The sequence below is a fragment of the Sphingobium sp. TomTYG72 genome (assembly GCF_055394715.1).
On record NZ_AP027337.1, the window covers coordinates 904,166 to 928,821 of the forward strand.

Here is a 24,656-nt window from a genome sequence, read left to right on the forward strand (position 1 = left end):
GCTCGCGGTTCGCGCCGCTTCCTATGTCGTTTGCACTTGTCACGCATGGCTGCGTCCCTTGATCAGGTCCGCGGCCTTTTCGCCGATCATGATGGCGGGCATATTAGTGTTCCCGCCGACGAGCGTCGGCATCACCGACGTGTCGGCGACCCTTAGCCCGCCAATGCCCCGGACCCGCAGGCGGGCATCGACGACGCTATCATCGTCCGATCCCATCTTGCACGTACCGGCCGTGTGATAATCCGCACTTGCGTTGGCACGGATGAAGGCGTCGATCTGGCTGTCGGTCTGTACGGACGCGCCCGGCGACAATTCATCGCCGCGATAGGGATCGAAGGCGGCCTGTCCGAAAATCTGGCGGCACACGCGGATGCCATTGCGGAAATCGACCATGTCGCGGGCATCGCTGAGGTAGCAGTGATCCACGACCGGCGCGGCCTGCGGGTCGGGCGAGGCCAGCGTCACATGGCCACGGCTGTGGGGCCGGACGACGCAGACATGCGCCATGAAGCCATGACGCGGCATCAGGCCTGTCAGCGTGTCATTCATCAGCGCCAGCACGAGCGACAGCTTTATGTCCGGCTCAGCGAGGTCCGGTTGCGATCGCACATAGGCGACCGCTTCCATGCCGGTGCTGGCGAGCGGCCCCGTGCGGAAAGCCAGATATTGCGCAAAGGCCAGCGCCCCCTTCAGCGGGCTGACATATTGATAATGGGATACTGGCTGCGTCACCGCCTGCTTCACATAGGTGGACAGATGGTCCTGAAGATTCTGACCGACGCCGGGCAGATTATGGACCGGGTCGACGCCGACCTGCGACAGGGCCGAAGCGTCACCGATGCCGGACAGCATCAGAAGCTGGGGCGAATTGATGCCGCCGCCGCAGAGGATCACCTCGCCTCCTGCACGAAGGTCCAGTTCCTGCCCTTTTTCACGGATGCGAACACCAACAGCGCGGCCATTTTCGACCAGTATCTTGAGCACTTGCGCGCCCAGACGCACCTCCAGGTTCGAGCGCGAGCGGAACGGCTTTATGTAGGCGGTCGCCGCGCTCCACCGGCGGCCCCGGCTGACAAACATGTCGACGGGACCGGCGCCATCGCGAACCGCGCCGTTGGTGTCGTCATTATAAGGGTAGCCAGCTTCTTCGCAGGCTTGCAGGAACGCCTTGGCGAGTGGATTGTGGACGCCGGGGCGGCTGATCCTGACCGGCCCGGAGTGACCGTGCCACCGCGCATCGCCGCCCGGCTCGTAACTTTCGGCCCGCTTGAAATAGGGTAGCACGTCCTCATAGGACCAGCCGGAATTGCCCAGCGCCGCCCACCGATCGTAATCGCTCGGCGTGCCTCGATCATAGATCATGCCGTTGATCGAGCTGCCGCCGCCCAGAACCTTGCCACGGGGCAGGAAAAGGACGCGGTCGTTCAGCTCTTCCTGCGGCGCGCTCCTGTAGTTCCAGCTATGCTTGCCCGACGTCAAAAGCGGCATCAGCCCGCCGGGCGCATGGATGAGGGGATCACGGTCAGTGCCCCCCGCCTCAAGCAGGATCACTTTGTGGCGGCTGTCTTCCGACAGACGGTTGGCGACGGCGCAGCCCGCCGCTCCCGCGCCCACAACGATATAGTCCGCGTTCAATGGCCGCACTCCGGGAATGAGGCCTGCGCATTATCAGCGGAGGTCCCGCTGCAATGGCTGACCAGCGCGCAGTGGCGGAAATGCAAATGAGCTTGCAACGATCCTACTCCTTCAAGGCGCTTGTTCCGCCCCAATTTCTCCACTGGCGCCCTTATGCGCCCTGCCGCACCTTATGCGACCCTTGTCACATTACGCAATGGCGGCCGATCGCAGCTGTCTCAACTTACCTCCGCAGGCACCGCGACCTCTACCTGGCCATCCACGACACGTGTTTCGAACGTGCGGAGCGGCTTGTCCGTCAGCTGACCCTTGGGATTTCCGGTGCGCAGGTCGAAGGGCATGCCATGTTCGGGACACAGCACCATGCAGCGCCTGATGCGTCCGGCCGCCAGGGAAAATGCGCGATGCGTGCATTCATTCTGCACACAGAAAAATTCTCCGTCCGCATGACACAACAGAAGGTCCAAACCGTTGACTGTTATCGGCTTGCTGCTGTTGTTCGGCAGGTCGGCTGCCGCCGCGACGGGAAGGAAATCGGCGCTCATGCTATGGTCAAGCCTCCATCAACGACAAATTCGGCACCCGTCACATAGGACGCTTCTTGCGATGCCAGGAACAGCGACATGTTCGCGACATCTTCCGGCCGACCCAAGCGACCGAGCGGGATCGGCGCAGTCGCCGCGTCGATAGCGGCCGGATCGCCCTGAAGCAATTGATCGACCATCGGCGTTTCGATCGTGCCGGGATGCACCGAATTGCACCGGATGCCGTAGGGCGCTTCATCGAGCGCGACACTTTTGGTCAGCGAACGAACAGCCCCCTTGGTAGCAGCATAAGCAGCGCTTCTGTGAACGCCCGTCAATGCGGCGATTGACGAGATATTGACGATGGCGCCGCCGCTATTGGCGCGCATGTGAGGGATCACCACCTGGCAGCCCAGGAAAGCGCCCCGTAAATTGATTTCGAAAAGGCGGTCGAGCATGGCGACGGGTGTGTCAGAAACATATGCCGCATGATAGATGCCCGCATTGTTCACAAGAATGTCGATGCGCCCGAACCGTTTGAGGACGTCGGCGGCGAGTTCCTGCCATCCCTCTTCCTGACGGACATCCTGTGATCGGGACGACGCAACGCCGCCTTCCTGCGTGATGGAAGCCGCCACCGCCGCAGCGCCCGTTTCGTCAAGGTCCGTCAGGATCACCGACGCGCCTTCCCGAGCAAACAGACGGGCGGTTGCCGCGCCCATGCCGTGCATCGAGCCAGCGCCTGTGATAATTGCCGTCTTGCCAGACAGTCGACCGCCCAACGCACCTCTCCCTACAGCCTGCTCCATACCCGGCGTGATCGACCACCACGGCCTTTCAGAGACAGACAAATGTCATATAAGGACCATCTATCGCGCCGACGGAAAGCTGTAAAGCGATATCGTGCGCTAGGATACTATTTTTGCGACATCGGAGTTGACAGCCATTGTCGAACCGACTTCACTTGAAACCTCACCCCGCTATGATATGGTTCAACGATGAAAAAACAGGGACTGGCGCCGCTCAAAGGTAAAGCGGAGAAAATATCGGCGAAGATCAAACCTCACAGTTTGAAAACAGATTCCGAGCCCAATACCCTTCAGTTTCTTCAAAGCGAGTTGCTTTCCGAACGGGAGAAGCTGGGGCAGCGTGCGCCGGGCAGAGCCCGCGTCGATCGGATCATCGAAGCGACGATTGAACTGCTCAAGGCGCATAAGCCAGCTGACATCTCCATCGCCATGATCGCCGACCATGGCGGCATCACCCGGACATCCATCTATTCCCACTTCGCCAGCGTCGAGGAGATATTGGGCCAGATCGCGATCCGGTTTGTCCAGCAGACTGGCGTCGAAGTGGAACGCTATGTTCGGCGACGCAAGCCGGAAAGCCTGGAGCAACTGGTCACGTTGATGATCAAGGGAATCCAGGATTATTTCAACCAACCCAATCCAGCGAAGCCGGGCGCCCTGGCCCGTCACATTCCGTTCGAGTCCCGCCATTTGGTGCGGGATTTCGACAAAGTTGCTGCCCTGCCCTACCATACCTTGTGGCATACGGGCTGGGCGATCGAACCGCTGTCGGAAGAAGACCCGTTCCGCACGCTTGTCATCATCCAGTCAGCCATTTTCGAAGCAAGCATCCAGCAGCAGGGGAAGATCACGGATCTTGCGGTAAAGCAGGCGACAGAAGTCGCGCTGGATTTTCTCGCTCGGGCCGAAGCGCGTTACGGTGCAGCGCCGGAAGAAGCCACACCCGCAGAACCCACGCTGGAAGACAGGATAATGGCGGCCGCCAGAACCCTGGCCGCGCATGACGACCCGGCGCTCATTGAGATGGCCACGGCGCAGATCGAATTGCTCGCGTCCACGGTCACCAAATTGGCGGCCAAGCCAGCGGCGAGGCGTCGCAAGAAAGCTTGAACTGGGCAATGCCGACGCTGCGTCGGCACTTTCGCTGAAGCTCCCCGGCCCAGCGTACACGACTGCTGGGCGGGTGGCGGGGAAGGACGAGTCGTTCGCCTCCCCATCACCTCCGCATTTCCGTAACCCGGCCTTCGTCCGATTACGGCATTGTTCCGCGCCCATGACGCCGACGCGGTGAGCGGCGGCGCGGTTCCCCTGTCACCCCCCTTTGTTCTTGCTTTTCAACGTCCGACAGGCGTCAGATATTGGTTGGCGATCACCGGCTTGGTCCTACGGCCTATTATCCAACTTTCCATTATGTCCGGAATGGGTTTTCATATGATCCGTGGCTGTCCCAGGACGAGCCATCGGTAATCAGATTTATAGTCGCGCGAAAAATGACGCGACAAACGGAAGACCGACAACAGACATAAATGGAGGGGATAACATGCGGACCTTTACAGGAACTTCGCTATTGGCGCTCAGTTTGGGCGTGATGGCACCCGGCAGCGCCCTAGCGCAAGCTTCGGCGGACTCAAAACAGTCCTCGTCGGCTGAACTGGCGGACATCATCGTCACCGCCCAGAAACGGGCCGTGCCGTTGCAGGATGTCCCCGTCGCCGTGACGGCTTTCACCGGCGAGGCCATGCGCGCGTCCAACCTGGATGCATTGACCGGGCTGCGCGGCATGGTGCCGGGCATGACGATCTCACGCTCTGGCGCTGCGCTCAACACGCCGCAGATCAGCTTGCGCGGCATCTCGCTTCAAGATCCCAACCGCGCCGTCGAATCCGGCATCGGCTTCACCATTGACGGCATTCCGCTGGCATTTCAGCGGGGTACGCTGCTCGATGCGTTCGACATCGAACGACTGGAGATTTTGCGTGGTCCGCAGGGCCTGCTCTTTGGCCGCAACACGACGGGCGGAACGGTGAACGTCATCCGCTCCCGTCCCGATCCCGACGCTCCCACAAGCGGCAGGCTGCGCGCGACGGTGGGCAGTTTCGGACGAACGGACTTTGAAGGTGTCGTGATGGCGCCGATCATCCCCGGCCTGTTGGCGGTCAAGGGCGCGATCGCGATCAAGAAGCATAAGGGCGAGTTCCGCAACAGCATCACCGGCGATCGCGAAGGCAAACGCGATATGCGGGATTACATGCTGTCGCTGGTCGCTACCCCTTCAGACCGGACGAGCATCTACCTTTCGCTCGAGCGGATGGAAGATGACAGCGAAGTGCCGCCCTATGTGCCGGTCCTTACCCCCGACCTCATTCCACTGACCGGCCCCAAGCTGCTGACGGCCAATGGTCTGGGCACGCTGGGATATCCGACTTATGTGTCGGGACAAAACATACAATGTCTCAATCCTGCGACCTCGATCGTTTGCAGGCCGCTCAGCAAGAAGCGTAATGATGTCGAGACGACGCAGTTTCCGGCCTATTACAATCTTAATGCAGTAACGCTGGAAGTCGCGCACGAACTCGATGGCGTCAAGTTGGTCAGCCTGTCGGGCTATCGTGAGGACGAAGAAGATCAGCTCGGCGACTTCGACGCGACCCGATTTGCGATACAGCGTAACGACAAGCGGGAAAGTTCCTGGCAGTTTTCGCAGGAGTTGCGTGCGGAAACGCAGTTCGATGGCCCGATCAACTTCGTGGCGGGTGCTTTCTTCATCGAATATGCGTTCACGGCGCGCCAGTTCCCGTCGGTCGATTTTGCCGGGCTGTCGGCGACTACCGCGCCGGGCACGGCCTACTTCAACTCGCTCAACGCCTATCGCATCCGGCAGAAAAGCCGTTCCTTCGCGGTCTTCTTTCAGGGTGACTGGGACATCACGGACAAGCTGCGCCTGACGGCCGGTGCGCGGCAAACGTGGGATCGCAAGCAGACGAACTTCACGCTTTGGGGAAGGCTACAGCAGCCGATCCGCGATCAGTTCGTACTTGGCCCGCAGCAAGGTCCGGTGAGCGCTACGGTCAAGTTCGACGAACTGACGCCGCGCATCGGGTTGCAATATGAGGTTCAGCCCGACCTGCTCGTCTACGCCAATTGGAGCCGGGGCTATAATGCGGGCGGGTTTAATGGTCGCGCAGGAAGCATCGTCAACGCCGTCATTCCCTATCGTCCTGAAATCATGGATGCTTATGAAGTCGGCTTCAAGAGCGAATGGTTCAACAAGCGGGTTCGCCTGAACGTCGCGGCGTTCCACAATACGCTGAAGGACAAGCAGGAAGATGTCCTGACGGTCGCAGCCGGTGGGGGCATTGTTACGGCAACGGTGAATGCCGCCAAGGCGCGGTACAAGGGCGTGGAGGCCGAACTGGCAGTGGTCCCTGTCGCCGGATGGACGATCACGGGATCGGCGGGCTATCTGGACGCGAAATATCTGAGCTTTGTCGGCAATCTCGCCGGTCAGGGCCTTGCGGACCTATCGGACCTGAAGCTGCGCCGCACGCCCAAATGGACTGCGGGTCTGATCTCCGACTATGCTTTCGACCTGGGGTCAGGGCGAGCGGGGCTGAACGCCGCCCTCTATCATACGTCGCGTTATGAGACGAGCGTTCTCAATGACCCGCGCGGGTCCATTCCCCCTGTGACCAAGATCGACCTTGCCATGCGTTACCAGTTCCCGGTGCATGACAAACTCGACCTGACGCTGACTGGCTTCGTCAAGAATGTGACGAACAACACCACTTATGACGGGTTCACGTCCAGCAACACGATCGGGTCGTTCATTGACTTCGCGATCCCGTCGGTCGGCAGGACCTGGGGCGTGTCTCTGGCGGCAGACTTCTGATGGGATTGGAAGAACTCATCCCGCGCAATGAGAGGATGGCGCTGTTGCAGAATTGCTGGGTCGTGGCGGACCTGGACGATGCGATGGAGCGGTGGCTGTCCATGGGGGTCGGGCCGTTTTTCCGGCGCGACTCCGACTATCCTGACGCATTGTATCGCGGGCGGCCCGAGCCGCTCGCTTTCAAGGCGGCGCTGGCGCAGGCGGGGCCGGTTCAGATCGAACTGATCCAGCAGACGAGCAAGGGGCCATCCGCCTATCGCGACATGGTTCCCGAAGGCCAGACCGGCTTTCATCACATGTGCCGGATAGTGCACAATGTCGGCGAGGAAATCGGGCGCCTGAGAGCGCGAGGCATAGAGATGGCGAGCGAGTTCCGGTCGGTCGGCGGAGCGCAGGTCGCCTATGCCGACACCCGCAACGAGCTGGGCTGCATGCTGGAACTGGTGCCCGCAGAGCCGGTGTTGATCAACCTGTTCCGCGACGTGGCCGAAGCTGCGCAAGATTGGGACGGGCACGATCCCGTCCGCATGCTGGAACTCAAAGACGGCGCGGCCGCACAAGTGGGAGGATTACAGTGAAGACAGAGGCAGCCAAGGCGCTGGACGAAGTTACGTTCGCGACGACGGCGGATGTTGTAATCGCGGGGCTGGGAGGGGCTGGCGCTTCCGCCGCGATTGCTGCGGCCGAAGCGGGCGCAGAGGTTCTGGTCATCGAAAGAACCTCTGGCGGGGGAGGCTCCACCGCTATGTCCGGTGGGTTCATCTATCTGGGCGGCGGCACGCCTCCGCAAAAGGCCAATGGCTTTGCCGATACGCCGGAGAATATGGCCCGGTTTTTAAAGGCCACGCAGCCGAAGGCGGCCGTGGACAAGATCGAAGCCTATTGCGAGGGGAGCGTCGGCCATTATGACTGGCTGATGTCGCTGGGCGTCACGTTCAACGAACGCTATTTCGACGGCAAGCATTTCCACCCCCATAGCGATGAAACGCTGGTGTGGACCGGAAGCGAAGCCTGCTGGCCATTGTCTGAAGCGGCAGAGCCTTTCCCGCGTGGTCACAAGCCGGGCGGCGGATTTGTCGGGCACCTGCTGTTCGACCGGTTGCTCCAGCGCCTGCATGAACTCAAGGTGCGCGTCGTCTACGATGCAGCGGTCAACGCGCTGGTTCGGGACGAGGCAGGCGCGGTCGTCGGCGTCCAGTATCGGCAGGAAGGCCGCAACATGGCGGTGGCAGCGCGCAAGGGCGTGGTGCTGGCGACCGGCGGTTGCGAGTGGGACCGGGAACTCGGCCTTGCTCATGGATCGAAAGCTGGGCGGGAGGGCATCGCTCCACTGGGCGTGCCGACTGCTGACGGATCGGGCATAGCGCTGGGCCAGAGCATGGACGCGGCGACCGTCGGGCTGGATCAGAGCATGATCACATCGCCCTTCTATCCCCCCGCCAGCCTGGTCAAAGGCATATTGGTGAACAGCGAAGGCCGCCGTTTCGTGGCGGAGGATGTCTATCACGCCTGGTCCACCGACGCGATTTTGAACCAGCCCGAGGGCAAGGCTTACCTGATCTGCGACAATGTCAATTTCGGGCGGCCAGAGCTGGGCGACATCAGGTCCGAGCGCAAGCATGAGGTCGTCGATGCCTGGGACAACATACCCGAAATGGAAGCCGACCTTGGCATGCCTGAAGGGGCGCTGGTGGAGACGATCGGCAATTATAATCGCTATGCCGCGACGGGCTATGACGAGGAATTCCGCAAGAACCCCAAATGGCTCGCCCCGATTTCGGAGATACCCTATGCCGCGATCGATTGTTCGGTAGGTTCGGCCTATTTCTGCTGCATCAGCCTGGGCGGCGTTGATACTGACGTCGATGGCCGCGCGCTGAAAGCCGATGGCACGCCTGTTCCCGGCCTTTACGCGGTCGGTCAGGTCGCCCCCAATCTGTCGGTCGAAGGCTGGGGCTATGCGAGCGGTCTGTTGATCGGCGGCGCGACCTTTTTCGGGCGCAGAGCAGGCAAGGCTGCCGCCGCCGAACCTGTCCGCCACGCTCTCGATCCCGGATCGAAGCACCCCGAATTACCGGCAGATGTCGCCTGATCACGCGCGAGTGATCGGCCGCCCCTCATATACCTATCATTTCAGGAGCATTTCATGACATCCACCCCGACGGCCAATCTCTACGATAGATTGGAAGAAGATCCCTGGCGCTTCCTGGAACTGAGCCAGGAGGAACTGTTCGACCTGGATTATGCCGAAGTCGAAAAGATCCAGCTTGCCCTGTTCCAGCGGCGGTTCCGGGATTTGAAGCCCAAGTTGCGCGCGCTCCAGCGTCTGGCCGAAGAAGTGGGGCTAGAGGAAATCAGCGGGTTCGATGACCTGACGCGTCTGGCAATGCCGCACACCATGTTCAAATCCTATTCCGCGCTGGACGTGCAGAAAGCGCGCTTCGACAAGCTGACCCGCTGGCTTCAGGCGCTTACCACGCACGACCTGTCGGCGGTCCATGCCGAACATTGTGAATCGATCGAACAATGGCTGCTGGAAGTCGAGCGGGTGACGCCATTGCGGCCCGTCACCTCGTCAGGGACCAGCGGCAAGATTTCGCTCTTCCCCCTGAGCACGGTCGAGGAAACTCTTTTTGTCGACAAGAACACCTATATCGTCGAACCTTATCGTGACGAGCCGGGGATCAACGCAAAAAGCGGAGAATATGTTTTCGTCTGTCCGTGGCCGTCCCGCTACGGCCGCCACAACATCCCGCTCATCATGCGTGTCCTGAAGGAAAATTGCTACGACGGCCGGGAGGACATGTTCATCACGCTGGACGATGGCACGCTGACCGCAGACGAAATGTGGCTGAACGGACGGCTTCAACGCGCACAGGCGCTGGGTGAGGAGCTGGAACTGAGCCCCGCCGAGCAGGCGATCGCCACTGCGCTCTCAACCCGCGCGGCCAATGCGGACGAACGGTGGACCCGCTTCATCGAAAATGCCGTGATTGGCCTAAAGGGCCAAAAGGTCATGTTCTACGGGGCCAGCATGAATCTCTATCTCATGGCCGAAGCCTGCCGGAAAATGGACATCTTCGTCGAATGGCATCCCGATTCCATGATCATGACCGGTGGCGGTACTAAAGGATTCAGCTTTCCCGAAGGATGGCGCGATGTCGTCGCCGAACGCTTCCCGCACCATGTGCCGGGGCGCGTCAAGGAAGTCTATGGCATGACCGAATCCAGCTCGACGGCGGTCTGTTGCCCCCATGACAAGCTGCATCCCCTGCCCTGGGGCATCACGCACCTGATGGACCCGGCAACCGGCCAATCACTGCCGCGCACGGGCACGCAGACGGGGCGCATGGTGGTGTTCGATCCCATGCCAACCACCTTCTGGGCCGGGGTCATCACGGGGGATCAGGTGACGGTCCATTTCGACGGCGGATGCGCATGCGGGCGCAAGGGTCCGTTCATGGACAACGACATCAACCGCATTTCGGAACTGAATGGCGGCGACGACAAGATCGTGTGCGCCCGCACGCCGCAGGCCTTCCAGAGCCTGGAAGATTTCCTGGCCAAGGCGTCCTGACCCAATCTGTCTCGGAGTATCGAAGATGAAAGAATATACTATCCCGCTCATCATCCGGGGCCGCATCATAGAAGATGACCTGGTCCGCTTTGAAGGACGCCGGGGCGAAATCGCGTTCCTGACCCCCGACGTGAACAAATATCTGGACCAGATCGTCCTGCGCAATGGCGCTGACCTTCAGGATTATTATTCCGTAAGCCTGGACAATATCCTCGACTTCCTGGAGGAATTGGGCCGCAGGCTGCACCCGGACACCAATCCCGACATTCGGTTGGCGCTGGAAATGAATATGCAGTCGTCGGGCCAGTCGCCCGATATATTGCGCACCGCCTATGTTTCCTTTGCCGCGAACCTGCGGCGGACCATCGTCGAGGAAGCCGTCGATCAGAATATCGGCCGCGACTATCTGGAAGGCTGGAAGGCGAGGCCACTGCATGACCGCGACGCGATGGTGCGCGCCTTTGGATCGCGCATCGTTCACCTGAACGCAGGCAACGCGCCCAATGTGGCCTTGCACGCGGTGATCAACGGGGCGGTGCTGCGCTGTGACAATATCGTCAAAAGCCCGTCGAACGACCCCTTCACCGCCGTCGCGATCGCCAAGACGATGATCGCGATGGACCCCGATCATCCCATCACCCGCCACATGACGGTCGCCTATTGGAAGGGCGGCGACCTGGGCTTTGAGAAGAAGCTGTATGACACGCGCAACATCGACAAGATCGTTGCGTGGGGTGGCCCTGCGTCGATGAACCACATCCGCCAGCATCTGACCTCCGGCCTCGACCTGATCGCGCTCGATCCCAAGGTCAGCGCCTCGATCATTGGCGCGGAGGCGTTGGAATCGGAGGAGCAGATGGGCTGGGTTGCGCAGCAATTGGCCAAGGATTTCGGCTATTTCAATCAGGAAGGCTGCGGCAACAGCCGCCTCGCCTATGTCGTGTGCGGCGACGACGATCGCTCGCTCGACAAGCTGAACAGCTTCGGCCGAATGGTGCATGACGCGTTGCAGGCCCTGCCCGCGGCCTATAGCTCCCCCCACCCCGCGTTCGACCCCGTGTTGCGCGACGAGATAGAGGGCATCCGCTATTCCGACGATTTTCGCGTGTTCGGCGTCAAAGCGAATGAAGGCGGCGTCATCGTGTCGCAGCAGGCCGAGGCGGTCGAATTCAGTGACCGGATCGGTGGGCGCGTCATCAATATCATTCCCGTGCCGGACCTCGACGCCGCAGTGGCCGCCGTTACCATCCACACGCAGACCATCGGCATCTATCCCAATGCGGCGCAGGCGGAAATTGCCGACCGATGCATGTTGCGGGGCGCGCAACGCCTCTCACCGCTCGGCTGCATCGCTTATGAAGGACTGGGCTATCCGCATGACGCCATGGAAATCATGCGCAGGCTCGCCCGCTGGGGTGTTCGCGAGCAATTTGACGCAGCCATTGCGGAAGCGGGCGCCGGGATGATGTGCGCCGCCTGACGAGGCGGTCACATTGCATGAAGGGGAGCGGGATCATAGATTCTCCGATTGGCCGCTCAATGTTACGATCTTCCCCGATCGGGCGGCTCCGGTCAAAGCTCCCCTTCCTTTTTTTGGCACCCGGCGAGGCAGCGCCCCGCATTAGATTTGGCGGTAGCGCTCGTCGATAAGCTTGACGGCCTCTTCTTCCCAATTGTCCAATATGTGACTGATCTGGTGGCCGATCTCTGACATGATCTGGCCCACCAGCATCGGGGAAAGGACAATGGAAGTGATTGAAAAAGCAGCAACTTGCGGATCGGTATCCGCCCGATAATATCCCTGACTCACCAATGTCCGGACCAATTCCTGCATCCGGATGAAGCTGCCCTGCGATTTCTTCTGCCGATAGGAATTCCATACGGTCGAGTAGGGGCGGAAACTTTCGATCAGGACCACGCTGGCCGTGCCCCGGTGAGTTTCCAACACCTTCATCCAGGCACTGACAATCTTGCGCGTGGCATCCTGACAGTCAGTCAGGAACAAACTATTGAGATCGTTGAGTATCTGCGCGATGTCGCTGCTCAGATTATCCAGTGCCGCGTCGATCAGGCCGTTCTTGCCGTGATAATAATAGTGGATCATGCCGGCATTGGTCCCGGCGGCGGACGCGATTTCCCGCGTCGTCAGATCCAGATGACTCTTGTTCCGCAAGCCATGCTCCATCGCATGGAGCAGTTCGTTCGACACTTCGCGGTGGTCGGAGACCGTCGGCCGACCACGCGCAGAAGCTGCGTCAGGGCGGGCGTCGCCTGCGTTCGTCATGGGTATCTCTCCATCACTGTATCGATGCAGTCACTCCCGCCGACATTGTCCCATGAAAGGAAGAGAGGCGCAACCGCTACGGAAGGTGGCAGCGGCGCGCCTCACTCATGGATCGATTTGTCTTACTGAGCGATCTGGTGCAGCGCGCAGAGCTTGTTACCGTCCGGATCGCGCAGATAGGCAAGGTACAGAGCCCCCATCGGCCCCTCGCGCACGCCCGGAGCGTCCTCAATGGAAACGCCGCCATTGGCTACCCCTGCCGCATGCCATGCGTCCGCCTGCTCAGGTCCCTGAACGGCGAAACCGATCGTGCCGCCATTGGCATGCGTCGCGGGCTGGCCGTCAATGGGCTTGGTAATCAGCAGCGACAGACCGTTGTGCATGTAGATCAGCCGTCTGTTATCATCGACGAAGGCCTGCGCGCCGCCCAGCGCCCCAAGCGTCGCGTCATAGAAACGCTTTGATTTTTCTATGTCATTGCTGCCAAGCACGATGTGCGAAAACATGAAACTCTCTCCATAAAATATCACCCTTGCGGGCGGGAATGTGCAGATGGGAGCTGGGTATATTTCGAAATAAACGACATATGTCAATAACAGCACGGACTGTAGATTGACAGATGTCCGTCAATCCGTTGTTCAGGCGGGAGCGAGCGCGTCCTGCTCCGCCTCTCGCAAGCAGGACTGAGCGGCCCTGCGCCCTGTGAACACGCAATCCGCCAGGGAAAGGCCGCTGATATAAGTGCGCGATGGTATGCTTCCGGTAGCCCGGCCCGCAGCATAAAGGCCCGCTATGGTGCTGCCATCGGCGCGCCGCACCGCGCCTGTCGCCTCTTCGAGCGCCAACCCTCCCAAAGTATGGAAGGTGATGAAGCTATAGCGGTTGGCGAGGGACACGTTCATTGCGACATAGGGACCGTTGCCGAGCGACTTGAGATGATCCTTCAGCTTCGAAAAGTCATCGTCATGCCGGTTGCGGACCATGTCTTCATAGCGCCGTACAGTCTGGCGCAGGCGATTGGGGTTGATGCCGCATTTTTCCGCAAGCACGTCCAGGTCCCTCGCGCGCTTGGTGCCGCCGAGCATGAGATTCAGCATGGCGGGTGCGCCAAAACGCATGAACGCGTCCAGACCGTCCGTTGCCACCTGGCGCATCGCCTTGCGAATGTCCTTGGTGGACATGATCAGCCACGCCTTGCCCTCCGGTTGATCGGCAATGGCGCGGCCCAGAGTGCCGACATAGACGGCTTCGTTGGCGAACCGGTCCCCTGTCTGATTGACAAGAATGCCATCCAGCAGCGCGGCGGGAGGAGATTGGACCCGCCCAACGAACATCGCGTCCATGCCCACGGTATCCGCGCCCAGCGCCGTGCCGAGCTGCACGGCCGTGCCATCGTCACCCAGGGTGCCGAGGCGCATCATGGTCTTGTAATGCTTGCTCAGCATGGGCGCATGTTGGCCGAGCATGTCGAGGTTGAAGACGAAACCGCCCGTCGAAAGGATGACGCCGGTCTTCGCTCTTACATAGCGTAGCTGGCCATGCTCTCGCTCCATGACGCGCGCTGCACCGCTCGCGGCTTCGGCCTTGCTCTCCTTGAAGGGAGCGGTAGGCGGGAACTTGTCGTAATATTTCTGATGCTCGGCATGCTTGGCGGCCGGAAGCTCCAGCGCAGCGACGCCGACGACGCGCCCATCACCATCGACAATCAGGCTCTGCACGATCGTATGCAGCTTCTTGCGAATGGCTGACCGATCGGCGGTCTCGCGCAAGGCGCGATACAGCTTGTTGCCTGTGAAGCCGCGCCCCAGCGTCCGGTGCCCTCGCGGTGCGGGTTTGGCGTCGCGGCAATAGGCCTCTACTTTCTCATTGCCGGAATATTGCAGGAAATAGCCTTCCGGCGGATAGGTCGTCTTTCCGGTGTAAAGCTTTGTCCCGAACACAACGCCATGCGACTGCAACCATTGCAGATTGCCTGCACTTTGATCGCAAAAGCGTTTCAGTGTTTCCGGCTGAACGACATCGCCGACTTCCAGCCGCAGATATTTCAGCATGTTGTCGGGATCGTCCTCAACGCCGTTTTGCCGTTGAATGTCGGTCCCGGCCGCATAGACGACGCCGCCGCTGAAGGCCGTTGCGCCGCCGCCATTGAAGCGGTCTATGGCAATCACGCTGGCGCCGTTTTCCACCAGTTCCAGCGCGGCACAAATTCCCGCGCCGCCATAGCCGACCACGACGACGTCAGCCGTGTCGTCCCATTGGAACATGTCCGCATTTTCGATGGAAATCACCGGCTGACCATCTTGGGAAATCATTTCATCTCTCACGCCATCATTTCCTTCGAAAATATTTTCTCCGGCCATCCCTTATCTGTCCGCGTTCGACTACAATCTCATGCCGCCGCTCGCCTGAATAATCTGCCCGGTGAGCCAGCCGGAGGCCGGGGATGCGAGGAAGAGGACGATCTGCGCAATGTCATCGGCGGTGCCGATGCGACCAAGCGCGGCCATGCTTTTGAACATGCGCATTGCCTCCTCACTGTCCCGATAGCCGTTGATGAGGTCGGTATCGACCGGTCCAGGGGCGACAGCATTGACCCGAATATTGCGCGGCGCAAGCTCTACCGCCATCGAAACCGTGAACGAATTCACCGCCGCCTTGCTCATCGCGTAGGCGAAGCCGGGCGGCTGCGCCATCAGTCCGCTCATCGACGAGATATTGACGATCGCGCCACCATCATTGAGTCTTTTCAACGCCTGTTGAGTGACCAGTATCGGCGACTTGAAGTTGACCCGGTACATGCTGTCGATTTCTTCTTCATCGATCGTGGTGATTGGAGAGGTTCGTCCCGCGCCAGCATTATTGACCAGAATATCAAGATGCCCTCCAGCCTGTTCGTCAAATTGCTGGAACAGCTGCCTGACTCCTTCGGAATGGCTTAGGTCCGCCTGCACAATCACTGCATCACCGCCTGCTTCGCGCACTGCGGCTGCCGTCTGTTCGGCGCTTTCACGTCGGGAAGAATAGTGCGCGACGATCCGTGCGCCGCTTTGCGCCAAGGCAACGGCGATCTGCCGACCAATGCCGCCCGAGGCGCCGGTCACCAGCGCAACCTTCCCGTTCAATACAGCCATCTTCACACCTCTCCCAATCAATTGCCCGACGCTTGAGGCCGAGCCAGCCGTCTTCACAAGACGGCGTCTTACGGTGTCATTACGTGACTAATGTCTGACAAACTGTCAATACTGCCCGCATATGTCCTTGATATGCGGTCGGGCTGACAGAGGGGGGAAAGGCCATTGTGTCTGCCAATCCGCCGTGTCATAGAAGCGTATATAAGACGAATGTCATTTAATTTCTGGAGAGGTCATGGCTGAGGAGTTCGACTTCATCATTGTGGGCGCAGGCAGCGCCGGTTGCGTACTTGCCAACAAGCTGTCCGAAAATCCATCGAATCGGGTGCTGCTTCTGGAGGCCGGTGGCGAGAACAAGCACATGTTCGTTCGCATGCCAAAAGGCGTGGCGAAGCTGGTCGGCGACCCGACATTCGCGCAATATTTCCCGGTCCAACAGCCACGTGAAGAAGGACTGGACGCGAGCGAGATCTGGCTGCGGGGCAGAGGCCTGGGCGGATCTTCCGCCATTAACGGAATGATCTATATCCGGGGCCAGCCCGAGGATTTCGAGCAATGGGAAGAGCGCGGCGCGAAGGGATGGGGCTGGAACACCATGCTGCGCGCGTTCAACGCCATCGAGGATCATGAACTCGGCGCGTCAGGCGAGCATGGCGCGGGTGGTCCGGTGCATGTATCGACCGCGAAATTCCATTACCCGCTTGCAGACCGGATGATCGAGGCGGGCAAGCAAATGGGCCTGCCGCGCAACGATGATTTCAACGCCGGAAGCCGGGAAGGCGTCGGCTATTATCATTATAATATCAAGAACGGGCGCAGGCAGAGCGCGGCGGTCGCTTTTCTGGACCCGATACGCCATCGGCCCAATCTGGTGATCCGGACGGGCGTACAGGTGGACCGCATCATCATCGAACAGCACAGGGCCAAGGGCGTCCTGTGCAGGATCGGCGGGCGCAAGACGGAGTTCCGGTGCCGGGGCGAAGTCATCGTGTCGGCAGGCGCCATCGCATCCCCCAAGCTGCTCCAGCTTTCGGGGATCGGGCCAGCGGAGGATTTGAAAGCCGCAGGCGTCGATGTCATCGTGGACAGCCCGGACGTAGGCCGACGGATGCAGGAGCATCCCATTTACGGCATCAACTACGACTTGCAGGGCGAGAAGGGCCTGAACCATCGCTATCGTGGCCTAGGTCTGGCCCGTAGCCTGGCCGAATATTTCCTGTTCAAGGGCGGCCCGATGGCGACGGTCCCGCAGGAGGTCGGCATCTTTGCCCGCAGCCGTCCAAGCGTAACCCGCCCGGACCTCCAGTGCTTCGTTGGTGGCGTCACTCTGGCGCAGGGCGAGGCGGATGTTGCGGTTCCGACCAACGGCGTCAACAAGACGCCTGGCATGATGATCGCCACGGCGATGCTGCGAGCCACCAGCGAGGGTTGTCTTACTATTACGTCGCCCAATGCCGACGATCCTTTGCGCATCCATCCCAACTGGCTGACGACGCAGGAGGATTGCGAGACGGCGGTCGCGATGGTGCGTTTCGTGCGCAAGTTGATGACCCAGCCTGCCATCGCGCCCTTCGTGACGCGCGAAATCGCGCCGGGGCTGAACGGTAATGATAGCGACGACCAGATATTGACCGCCGTACGCCGTCATCTGAGCTGCGGAACCCATGCCGTCGCAACGTGCCGGATGGGCAGCGATGATGAATCCGTGGTCGATCCGCGCACGCGCGTTCGCGGAGTGGACGGCCTGCGGGTGATCGACTGTTCGATCATGCCCAACCTGACCTCGGGCAACACCAACGCACCGGTGATGGCAATGGCCTGGCATGCGTCTTCGCTGATCCTGGAAGACGCGCGCTAGAGCGATTTCCAAGCGATCGAGATCGATCGCTGGTTAAGAAATCGCGGCAAACAAAGGGTTAGGGCGACGTAGGGCAGCCGCGAGCAAGACCCGCAAAGGGCGTGCGCGGCCAGCCATAGGATAGAATGCAGGAGAGATAATCGTGACGACCCAATGGGATGAGGAAACAGATGTTCTGGTGGTAGGCTCCGGCGCCGCCGGTTGCTCTGCGGCGCTGGCCGCCCGGACGGCGGGCGCAGAGGTGCTGCTGCTCGAACGCACGGACAAGCTGGGGGGCACGAGCGCCGTTTCAGGCGGCGTACCGTGGATACCCAACAACCATCATATGCAGGAGATCGGCCGCAGCGATTCCCGCGAGCAGGCCCTCACCTATCTTCGCCGCATATCGCTGGGCAAGATGGACGACGTCATGATCGAAACCTTCGTGGACACGGCGCCGCAGATGCTGCTGTTCCTCGAAAAGGAGACCGATCTTCGCTTCCGCGCGCTCCAGATGCCCGATTATCATCCTGAATTTCCCGGCGGCAATATCGGCCGTTCGGTGACCGCAGGCATTTTCCCCGCTGGGCAGCTTGGCGAATTGCGGCCTGCGCTGCGGGCGAGCGCGCATTTCCCTATTCCCATTTCCATCGCCGATGTGGAAGACGGCATCAACGTGCTGGATTCCGAGATTATCGGCGGCCGCCTCAACGAAGATATGGTCGGCATGGGCGGCGCGTTGATGGCGGGCCTGCTCAAGGGCGCGATGGATCATGGCGTCCAGATCAGGCGTAATATTCGCGTGCTGCGGCTTGTGCAGGAAGGCGACGTCGTGATCGGCATCGAGGCGGACAATGACGGCAAGCCCCTGCGCATCGGCGCGCGCAAAGGGGTGATCCTGGCCTGCGGGGGGTATGAGTGGAACGAGGACATGACCCGGCAGTTCCTGCGCGGCCCGATGCATGGTCCGCACAGCCCGCCCTGGAACGAAGGCGATGGGCTGAAGATGGCGATCCAGGCTGGCGCGTCGCTCGGCAACATGTCCGAGGCATGGTGGCAGCCATCAGTGACGATACCGGGCGAAGAATATGACGGACGGCCGCTCGTCCGGCTGACGGGCATCGAACGCTGCGGTCCCGGATCGATCATCGTCAACCGGACAGGTCGCCGCTTCGTCAACGAAGCCTGCAACTACAATGATATCGGGCGCGTGTTCCAGGCCTTCGATCCAGTCAACTTCGACTATCCCAACCTGCCCGCCTGGCACATCGTCAGCCAGGATTATATGGATCGCTTCCCCTTCCTGACGCGCTATCCGGGCGATCCGGTTCCGTCCTGGATGGTGAGTGCGGACACGCTGGCCGAACTGGCGGGCAAGATCGGGGTCGATCCTGCCGGGCTGGAGGCGGAAGTCGCGCGTTTCAATGATAATGCCCGCAAAGGCGTCGATCCCGACTTCCATCGCGGTGAAAGCGTCTATGAACTGTATTGGGGCGATGCGAGCGCAGAGGGCGCCGCGAAGACGCTGGGGCCACTCGAACGCGGTCCCTATTATGCGGTCGAAACCAAGATCGGAACGATTGGAACGAAGGGCGGCCCGCGCACCAACGAGCGGGCCGAAGTGATGAGCCTGTCGGGCGGCATCATCCCCGGCCTTTACGCGGCGGGCAATGCCATGGCCAGCATCATGGGCATGGCATATCCGGGCGGCGGTGCGACGCTCGGCCCCGCGCTGACCTTTGGCCACATTGCTGGCCGTGAAGCCGCGCGCGGATCAAACCGCTTTTGAACACCCTGTCGAGCGGAAGCGGCCTCCCTCTTCCTGCGATGTTGACGAAGGAATTCCATCATGAATGATCCGAAAATTGTAGCAACCTATTACACGATCGCGGGCGATGCTTATCCCGGTGCGCCGGTCGCCAGCCCTTTTCCGCTGGAACGGCGCGCTGCGGCGGCGGTTGCTGCGGGCTATTACGGCATGGGCCTGTCAGGCGATGATCTGGCCACGAACGTCGCTTTGCATGGTACGGCGGGAATTCGCCGCATCCTGGACGACGCCGGTATCCAGTTCCTGGAAATTGAGTGCCTGACTGACTGGTTTGCTCAAGGGGAGGCCCGGGCCGCTTCTGACAAGATGCGTCGCCTATGGCTGGACACCGCCGTCGAGATCGGGACCAAGCATATCAAGATCGTCGGGGACATGGGCGACAGCGGCGTATCGATGGAAACCATGGCCGCCGACTTCCGGCTGCTCTGCGACCAGGCTGCGGAGGTGGGCGCCCATGTATCGATCGAGGTCTTTCCCCTGGCGAATATCCGCGACCTCAAGTCGGGGCGGCAACTTATCGAAATGGCCGGGACGGATAATGGCGGGCTATTGATCGACATCTGGCACATGACGCGTCCGGGTATACCGTATGAAGAGGTAGCTGCCCTTCCTGCCAGCTATATCAAGCATGTCGAGTTGGACGACGCGGCGGCCGAAGTCGTTGGCGGTCTTTTCGACGATTCGACGGACAATCGGCTGCTGCCGGGCGAAGGCAGCTTCGATGTACCGGCATTTCTGCGAGCCATCGCGGCGACCGGATATGACGGCTGCTACGGGATCGAGATATTGTCGCACGAATTCCGCGCCCTTGAGCCGGAGGAAGCGGCGAAGCGTTCCTTCGACGCCATCGCGCGCCAGTTCGCGCTGGCACGGGAAAATGCCTGATCGGCCGTGGCAGCGCCTTCAATCGGGCGCCGCTGCAAGGACCATATGACAGTTTCAGGAGGACAGGGTGCCCGAGCAGGATGGGATTGAAGAAACCGACGTCATCGTGATCGGCTCGGGCGCTGCGGGACTCGCTGCGGCGCTGAGTGCCCGTCATGCGGGAGCAGATGTCGTCATTCTGGAACGTTCGGAAAAACTCGGCGGGACCACCGCGATGTCAGGGGGCGTTCCCTGGATTCCGTGCAATCACCATATGCATGAAGTCGGAACCAGCGACAGCCGCGAGGCGGCCCTCACCTACATGCGCCGCCAGTCCTTGGGCCGCATGGATGACGAGATGATCGAAACCTATGTCGATCAGGGCGCGGACGTCATCAAGTTCATCGAAGCGCAGACGGACATTCGATTTCGGGCGCTGAAATGGCCCGACTATCATCCCGAGCTTCCCGGCGGAACATTCGGACGATCCCTGTCGGCAGGGCTGTTTCCTGGCAACAAGTTGGGGGAGTTACGGCCGAGATTACGGAGCAGCCTGACCTTTCCCATTCCGGTGTCGAGCAACGACCTTGAGGATGGCGTCGATATCTTCGACCCTGCCATAATCGGCGATCGGCTGGAAAAGGGCCTAGTGGGCGTCGGTAACGCGCTTGTGGCGGGGCTAACCGCCAGCGTGATTGAGAAGGGCGTGCGCATCCTGTTCGGCATGCGCGCGCAAAGCCTTGTCATGCACGAAGGCGCGGTTACAGGCGTTGCGGGCAGCAAGGACGGCGAACCTTTCGAGATGCGTGCGCGGCGTGGCGTCATCATCGCCAGCGGCGGCTTTGAGTGGAATTCGGGTCTGGTGAAGGACCTGCTGCGCGGCCCGCACGAGGGGGCAGCGAGCCCGCCGGACAATGAGGGCGATGGCCTGTTGATGGCGGCGGAGGCCGGAGCTGCCCTAGCGAATACCGATGAGGCATGGTGGATGCCGATCATGAAGATTCCGGGCGAAGAATATGATGGCAATCCCGCAATCCGTTTCGCGGTTACCGAACTTACAAAGCCAGGGTCGATCATGGTGAACCGCAAGGGGCAGCGATTCGTGAATGAAGCATGCAATTATAATGATCTTGGCCGCTCCTTTTTCCAGTTCGACCCTCAGACGTTCGACTATCCCAATCGGGAGGCGTGGATCATCTTCCATCAGGCTTATCTGGACAAATATCCTGTACTCACGCGCTATCCGGGCGATCCCTTGCCGAACTGGATGATACAGGCGGCGACGCTGCGCGCGCTTGCAGAACAGATCGGCGTCGATGCCGATGGCCTGGAGCGGACGGTCGAACAGTTCAACAGATCGGCTCGTGAGGGCAACGACCCCGCCTTTCACCGGGGCGAGAGCCAATATGATCGCTACCATGGGGATTGGTCGCTGGACGGCGCATTGCAAACCGTCGGGCCGTTGGATCAGGCCCCCTTCTACGCCTGCCGGGTTTATCCCGGCGTTCTGGGAACGAAGGGCGGCCCGAAAATCAGCATCAGAGCGGAAGTGCAGAATTTGCGTGGAGGTAATATCCCCGGCCTCTATGCGGCTGGCAATGCCGCCGCGAGCGTTACCGGCATGGCTTATCCCGGAGCGGGCGGAACGATCGGCCCGGCGCTGGTCTTCGGCCACATTGCTGGCCGGGAAGCTGCGGTCAGGACGAACCGCAGATAGGCTTCTCCAAAAAATAGATACATATATTTATCGTTCGCATGTTTACTTACTTGACAGCCGTCGTTGATGGTGCTGGAATGCGCCCACCTGATAGGGGTGCGGTAGTTGGCACCCGATGCGAAGCGGCCGAAAATGGTACTACTTCATAACAAGGTCAGACAAAGAAAACACAATATTCGCTTTGTCACACTTTCGGTCGAGTAATTCATAATTATAATATTTAGTCGAGGGGAAGATCAATGAAGAAGAAGACATTTTCGATCGCGGGCTTATTATTGGCGAGCGTGGCCCCCATGCCCCTGCTTGCCCAGACTGATGCAGCCCCGCAAAATGACGCAGCGTCCACATCCTCGCCAGTAGGGCTTCAGGAGATCATCGTTACGGCTCAGCGCCGCAGCCAGAACCTGCAGGATGTTCCCGTCGCGGTAACGGCGTTTACAGGAGAAGCTCTGGAAACAAAGGGCATTTTCCGCGTGTCCGACCTCCAGCAGGCCGACTCGTCACTGTTCGTCTCACAGATGTCCGGCGTTGTTGTGCCGTTCCTGCGCGGCGTCGGAAATCCCGGTGCGTCGACACCGGGTAATGAGGCAAGTGTTCCTGTTTATATCGACGACGTCTATTATTCACGTCTTGCGAGCGCCTATCTGGAACTGGCGAACATCGAGCGCGTCGAAGTTCTCAAAGGTCCGCAGGGAACTTTGTTCGGCCGCAATTCAACCGGCGGCCTGATGCAGGTGTTCACCCGCGATCCCGGCGACACCACTGATCTTTCGGCCACGCTCGGCTATGCCAATTACGATACGATCAGCGGTAAGCTGTACGCGGCGACGCCCTTGGGCGAAGGCGTGGCAGCTGGAATTTCCTTCAGCGGTTTGAATCAAAGTGATGGGTGGGGGAAAAACCTGTTCACCGGCAAGGACACCTACCGGCGCAAATTCTATAATATTCGATCCAAGGTCGTGTTCGAACCGAGCGACACAACAAAGATCCGCCTGAGCGGCTTTTATACCTATCAGCGGCAGAACCAGGGCAATTCGGTCCGGATCTATCCGGGAACGACCCGTGGCTATCCTCTGGGATCACCCCTTGAGGGCACCCAATATTTCGATCCGCCGGGCTTTTACGACATCAACGAGAATACCGAGATTTTCCATCGCCTGCGCGGTTGGGGTGGTTCGATTAAAATCGATCAGGATCTTGGCTTTGCGGATTTCACCAGCATCACTTCCTACCGGAAAGCCAAGGAATTACTGAATTATGAGGGCGATCATACCGAATTGAACTGGCTGGCATTTCCGATCAAGATCGGGGACCGGCAGATTACCCAGGAACTTCAGTTGAAGTCTTTGTCTTCATCGAAGATCAGCTGGATATTGGGCCTTTTCTACATGAATTCGCGCACCGACGTGAATATCGCTCTCAATGGTGACGCCCTCACTCTGAACGGTCTTGCCAGCCAGAATATTGGTAGCCAGCAAAGGATCGAGTCGCTGGCTCCCTTCGCGCAGGCGACTTTCCCCGTCGTGGATGACAAGACGAATGTCACGCTTGGCCTGCGCTACACGAAAGATCGCGTGGAAGGGAACGGCCGTGTTTCGCTGACACCGCTAGTTGGAGCCGACATTCCAGCTGGTAGCTATCATCAGGTCGCCAACTTCGACAAGTGGACCTACAAAGTATCAGTCGACCACAAATTTACCGACGATATCATGGCTTATGCGACATGGAGTCGCGGCTACAAGTCGGGTACGTTCAATACTATTCCGCTGGCCGCCCCGCCGACCAATCCGGAAACGGTGACGTCCTACGAGGCGGGTTTGAAGATGACCCTGTTCGATCGCAGGGTGCGTGCAAACCTTGCCGTGTTCCGCAACGACATCAAGGACCCGCAGGTCCAGCTCGTCCAGCTTGTGGATACGCCAGCAGGACCGACGCCCTTTGTCGCCTTTGCCAATGCGGACAAGGCGCGGACCAAAGGTTTCGAATTCGACACAACAGTTCTGGTGACCGAGCGGTTGAGGCTCGACCTGGCGGGACAGTATCTCTGGGCGAAATTCCTGAGCTTTGACAGTGCGCCGATCAACGTTCCCATCTTCGCCCCGCCTTGGGGCGTCGCGCTGGCAGTCGGCGATGTGGGTGGAAACCGGCTGTCCCAGACCCCGAAATGGAAAATCAACGCTGGTTTCAACTATGATCTGCCAGCCTCTGTCGGTCAGTTCAGCTTCGCCGGTCAGATGTCGTACCGTTCCAGCCTGAAGTGGGATCCCGACAACATATTGACGGAACCGAAGCTGACCCTGTTCAACGGCAGCATCTCGTTCAAGCCGGAATTCAATGACAAGCTGACCTTCCGTCTATGGGGCGCCAACCTCACCAACGAGAAATATTACAACAACGAACTTCCGCAGACCAATACGCCCGCCGGTGATCTGGGCGGCGTTGGAGATCCGCGGACGTACGGGGTCGAAGTCCGCTTCGATCTCTGATCACGGTCGCCTGCATGGTTGCTGAAAAATAGAAAGATGACCCGCGCCAAGTAAGACTGGCGCGGGTCATGGACA

General features: G+C 60.1%; 18 protein-coding genes. 11 read left to right on the plus strand and 7 right to left on the minus strand.

The features are described 5' to 3' along the window. Positions 1-39 precede the first annotated feature (39 nt). From ACZ5U1_RS17430 to ACZ5U1_RS17440, 3 genes are all read right to left on the minus strand, one after another. Positions 40-1,644 (minus strand): GMC family oxidoreductase, encoded by a 1,605-nt coding sequence (locus ACZ5U1_RS17430; protein WP_464780391.1) that lies wholly within the window; start codon positions 1,642-1,644, stop codon positions 40-42. Positions 1,645-1,853: 209 nt separating this feature from the next. Beyond that, positions 1,854-2,180 (minus strand): Rieske (2Fe-2S) protein, encoded by a 327-nt coding sequence (locus tag ACZ5U1_RS17435; protein ID WP_196227127.1) that lies wholly within the window; start codon positions 2,178-2,180, stop codon positions 1,854-1,856. Continuing rightward, the gene (locus tag ACZ5U1_RS17440) at positions 2,177-2,941 is read right to left on the minus strand and encodes an SDR family NAD(P)-dependent oxidoreductase (protein WP_464780392.1); all 765 of its coding nucleotides are present in this window, start codon (positions 2,939-2,941) and stop codon (positions 2,177-2,179) included. The genes ACZ5U1_RS17435 and ACZ5U1_RS17440 overlap by 4 nt, the downstream gene beginning before the upstream one ends. Before the next feature lie 288 nt (positions 2,942-3,229). Here ACZ5U1_RS17440 and ACZ5U1_RS17445 point away from each other — a divergent pair, with 288 nt between their 5' ends. From ACZ5U1_RS17445 to ACZ5U1_RS17470, 6 genes are all read left to right on the plus strand, one after another. Next, a complete protein-coding gene (locus tag ACZ5U1_RS17445) occupies positions 3,230-4,078 on the plus strand; it encodes a TetR/AcrR family transcriptional regulator (RefSeq protein ID WP_464780393.1) in 849 nt (282 codons plus the stop codon). 430 nt (positions 4,079-4,508) lie between these two features. Then, positions 4,509-6,857, plus strand: coding sequence for a TonB-dependent receptor (locus ACZ5U1_RS17450; RefSeq protein ID WP_464780394.1), 2,349 nt, complete (start codon positions 4,509-4,511; stop codon positions 6,855-6,857). Then, the gene (locus tag ACZ5U1_RS17455) at positions 6,857-7,435 is read left to right on the plus strand and encodes a VOC family protein (protein ID WP_464780395.1); all 579 of its coding nucleotides are present in this window, start codon (positions 6,857-6,859) and stop codon (positions 7,433-7,435) included. The genes ACZ5U1_RS17450 and ACZ5U1_RS17455 overlap by 1 nt, the downstream gene beginning before the upstream one ends. Beyond that, positions 7,432-8,949 carry an FAD-dependent oxidoreductase gene (locus ACZ5U1_RS17460; protein WP_464780396.1) on the plus strand — a complete coding sequence of 506 codons (1,518 nt, stop codon included), beginning with the start codon at positions 7,432-7,434 and terminating at the stop codon, positions 8,947-8,949. Before ACZ5U1_RS17455 ends, ACZ5U1_RS17460 begins: the two co-directional genes overlap by 4 nt. Positions 8,950-9,003: 54 nt before the next feature. Continuing rightward, the gene (locus ACZ5U1_RS17465) at positions 9,004-10,434 is read left to right on the plus strand and encodes a long-chain-fatty-acid--protein ligase (RefSeq protein WP_464780397.1); all 1,431 of its coding nucleotides are present in this window, start codon (positions 9,004-9,006) and stop codon (positions 10,432-10,434) included. Positions 10,435-10,459: 25 nt separating this feature from the next. Beyond that, positions 10,460-11,914 carry an acyl-CoA reductase gene (locus ACZ5U1_RS17470; RefSeq protein ID WP_464780398.1) on the plus strand — a complete coding sequence of 485 codons (1,455 nt, stop codon included), beginning with the start codon at positions 10,460-10,462 and terminating at the stop codon, positions 11,912-11,914. A 141-nt stretch (positions 11,915-12,055) separates the two neighbouring features. On the opposite strand, the gene ACZ5U1_RS17475 is transcribed toward ACZ5U1_RS17470, so the two are convergent. The 4 genes from ACZ5U1_RS17475 to ACZ5U1_RS17490 all read right to left on the minus strand — a co-directional run bounded on the left by ACZ5U1_RS17475 (position 12,056) and on the right by ACZ5U1_RS17490 (position 15,849). Further along, positions 12,056-12,718 (minus strand): TetR/AcrR family transcriptional regulator, encoded by a 663-nt coding sequence (locus ACZ5U1_RS17475; protein ID WP_464780399.1) that lies wholly within the window; start codon positions 12,716-12,718, stop codon positions 12,056-12,058. A 122-nt stretch (positions 12,719-12,840) separates the two neighbouring features. Beyond that, positions 12,841-13,224: a VOC family protein gene (locus tag ACZ5U1_RS17480; protein ID WP_464780400.1), complete on the minus strand. Its 384-nt coding sequence runs from the start codon at positions 13,222-13,224 to the stop codon at positions 12,841-12,843. 132 nt (positions 13,225-13,356) lie between these two features. Continuing rightward, positions 13,357-15,042, minus strand: a complete 1,686-nt coding sequence (locus ACZ5U1_RS17485) for an FAD-binding protein (protein ID WP_464780401.1) — start codon at positions 15,040-15,042, stop codon at positions 13,357-13,359. 57 nt (positions 15,043-15,099) lie between these two features. Further along, positions 15,100-15,849 (minus strand): SDR family NAD(P)-dependent oxidoreductase, encoded by a 750-nt coding sequence (locus tag ACZ5U1_RS17490; RefSeq protein ID WP_464780402.1) that lies wholly within the window; start codon positions 15,847-15,849, stop codon positions 15,100-15,102. Positions 15,850-16,084: 235 nt separating this feature from the next. On the opposite strand from ACZ5U1_RS17490, the gene ACZ5U1_RS17495 reads away from it, so the two are divergent. The 5 genes from ACZ5U1_RS17495 (at position 16,085) to ACZ5U1_RS17515 (ending at position 24,581) form a co-directional block, all read left to right on the plus strand. Further along, positions 16,085-17,707, plus strand: a complete 1,623-nt coding sequence (locus ACZ5U1_RS17495; protein WP_464780403.1) for a GMC family oxidoreductase — start codon at positions 16,085-16,087, stop codon at positions 17,705-17,707. A 142-nt stretch (positions 17,708-17,849) separates the two neighbouring features. Continuing rightward, complete coding sequence (locus ACZ5U1_RS17500; protein WP_464780404.1) at positions 17,850-19,475, plus strand: FAD-dependent oxidoreductase; 1,626 nt, start codon at positions 17,850-17,852, stop codon at positions 19,473-19,475. 60 nt (positions 19,476-19,535) lie between these two features. Continuing rightward, entirely contained in the window at positions 19,536-20,399 is an 864-nt protein-coding gene (locus ACZ5U1_RS17505; RefSeq protein ID WP_464780405.1) for a sugar phosphate isomerase/epimerase family protein, read from the plus strand. Between the two features lie 67 nt (positions 20,400-20,466). After that, the gene (locus ACZ5U1_RS17510; protein ID WP_464780406.1) at positions 20,467-22,095 is read left to right on the plus strand and encodes an FAD-dependent oxidoreductase; all 1,629 of its coding nucleotides are present in this window, start codon (positions 20,467-20,469) and stop codon (positions 22,093-22,095) included. A 239-nt stretch (positions 22,096-22,334) separates the two neighbouring features. Continuing rightward, entirely contained in the window at positions 22,335-24,581 is a 2,247-nt protein-coding gene (locus ACZ5U1_RS17515; RefSeq protein WP_464780407.1) for a TonB-dependent receptor, read from the plus strand. The last annotated feature ends 75 nt before the right edge of the window (positions 24,582-24,656 follow it).

Coding starts and splice junctions, on each gene's coding strand:
- ACZ5U1_RS17435 (WP_196227127.1), bottom strand. CDS start 2,180: ATGAGCGCCGATTTCCTTCCCGTCGCGGCGGCAGCCGACCTGCCGAAC.
- ACZ5U1_RS17450 (WP_464780394.1), top strand. CDS start 4,509: ATGCGGACCTTTACAGGAACTTCGCTATTGGCGCTCAGTTTGGGCGTG.
- ACZ5U1_RS17455 (WP_464780395.1), top strand. CDS start 6,857: ATGGGATTGGAAGAACTCATCCCGCGCAATGAGAGGATGGCGCTGTTG.
- ACZ5U1_RS17465 (WP_464780397.1), top strand. CDS start 9,004: ATGACATCCACCCCGACGGCCAATCTCTACGATAGATTGGAAGAAGAT.
- ACZ5U1_RS17470 (WP_464780398.1), top strand. CDS start 10,460: ATGAAAGAATATACTATCCCGCTCATCATCCGGGGCCGCATCATAGAA.
- ACZ5U1_RS17475 (WP_464780399.1), bottom strand. CDS start 12,718: ATGACGAACGCAGGCGACGCCCGCCCTGACGCAGCTTCTGCGCGTGGT.
- ACZ5U1_RS17480 (WP_464780400.1), bottom strand. CDS start 13,224: ATGTTTTCGCACATCGTGCTTGGCAGCAATGACATAGAAAAATCAAAG.
- ACZ5U1_RS17490 (WP_464780402.1), bottom strand. CDS start 15,849: ATGGCTGTATTGAACGGGAAGGTTGCGCTGGTGACCGGCGCCTCGGGC.
- ACZ5U1_RS17495 (WP_464780403.1), top strand. CDS start 16,085: ATGGCTGAGGAGTTCGACTTCATCATTGTGGGCGCAGGCAGCGCCGGT.
- ACZ5U1_RS17505 (WP_464780405.1), top strand. CDS start 19,536: ATGAATGATCCGAAAATTGTAGCAACCTATTACACGATCGCGGGCGAT.
- ACZ5U1_RS17515 (WP_464780407.1), top strand. CDS start 22,335: ATGAAGAAGAAGACATTTTCGATCGCGGGCTTATTATTGGCGAGCGTG.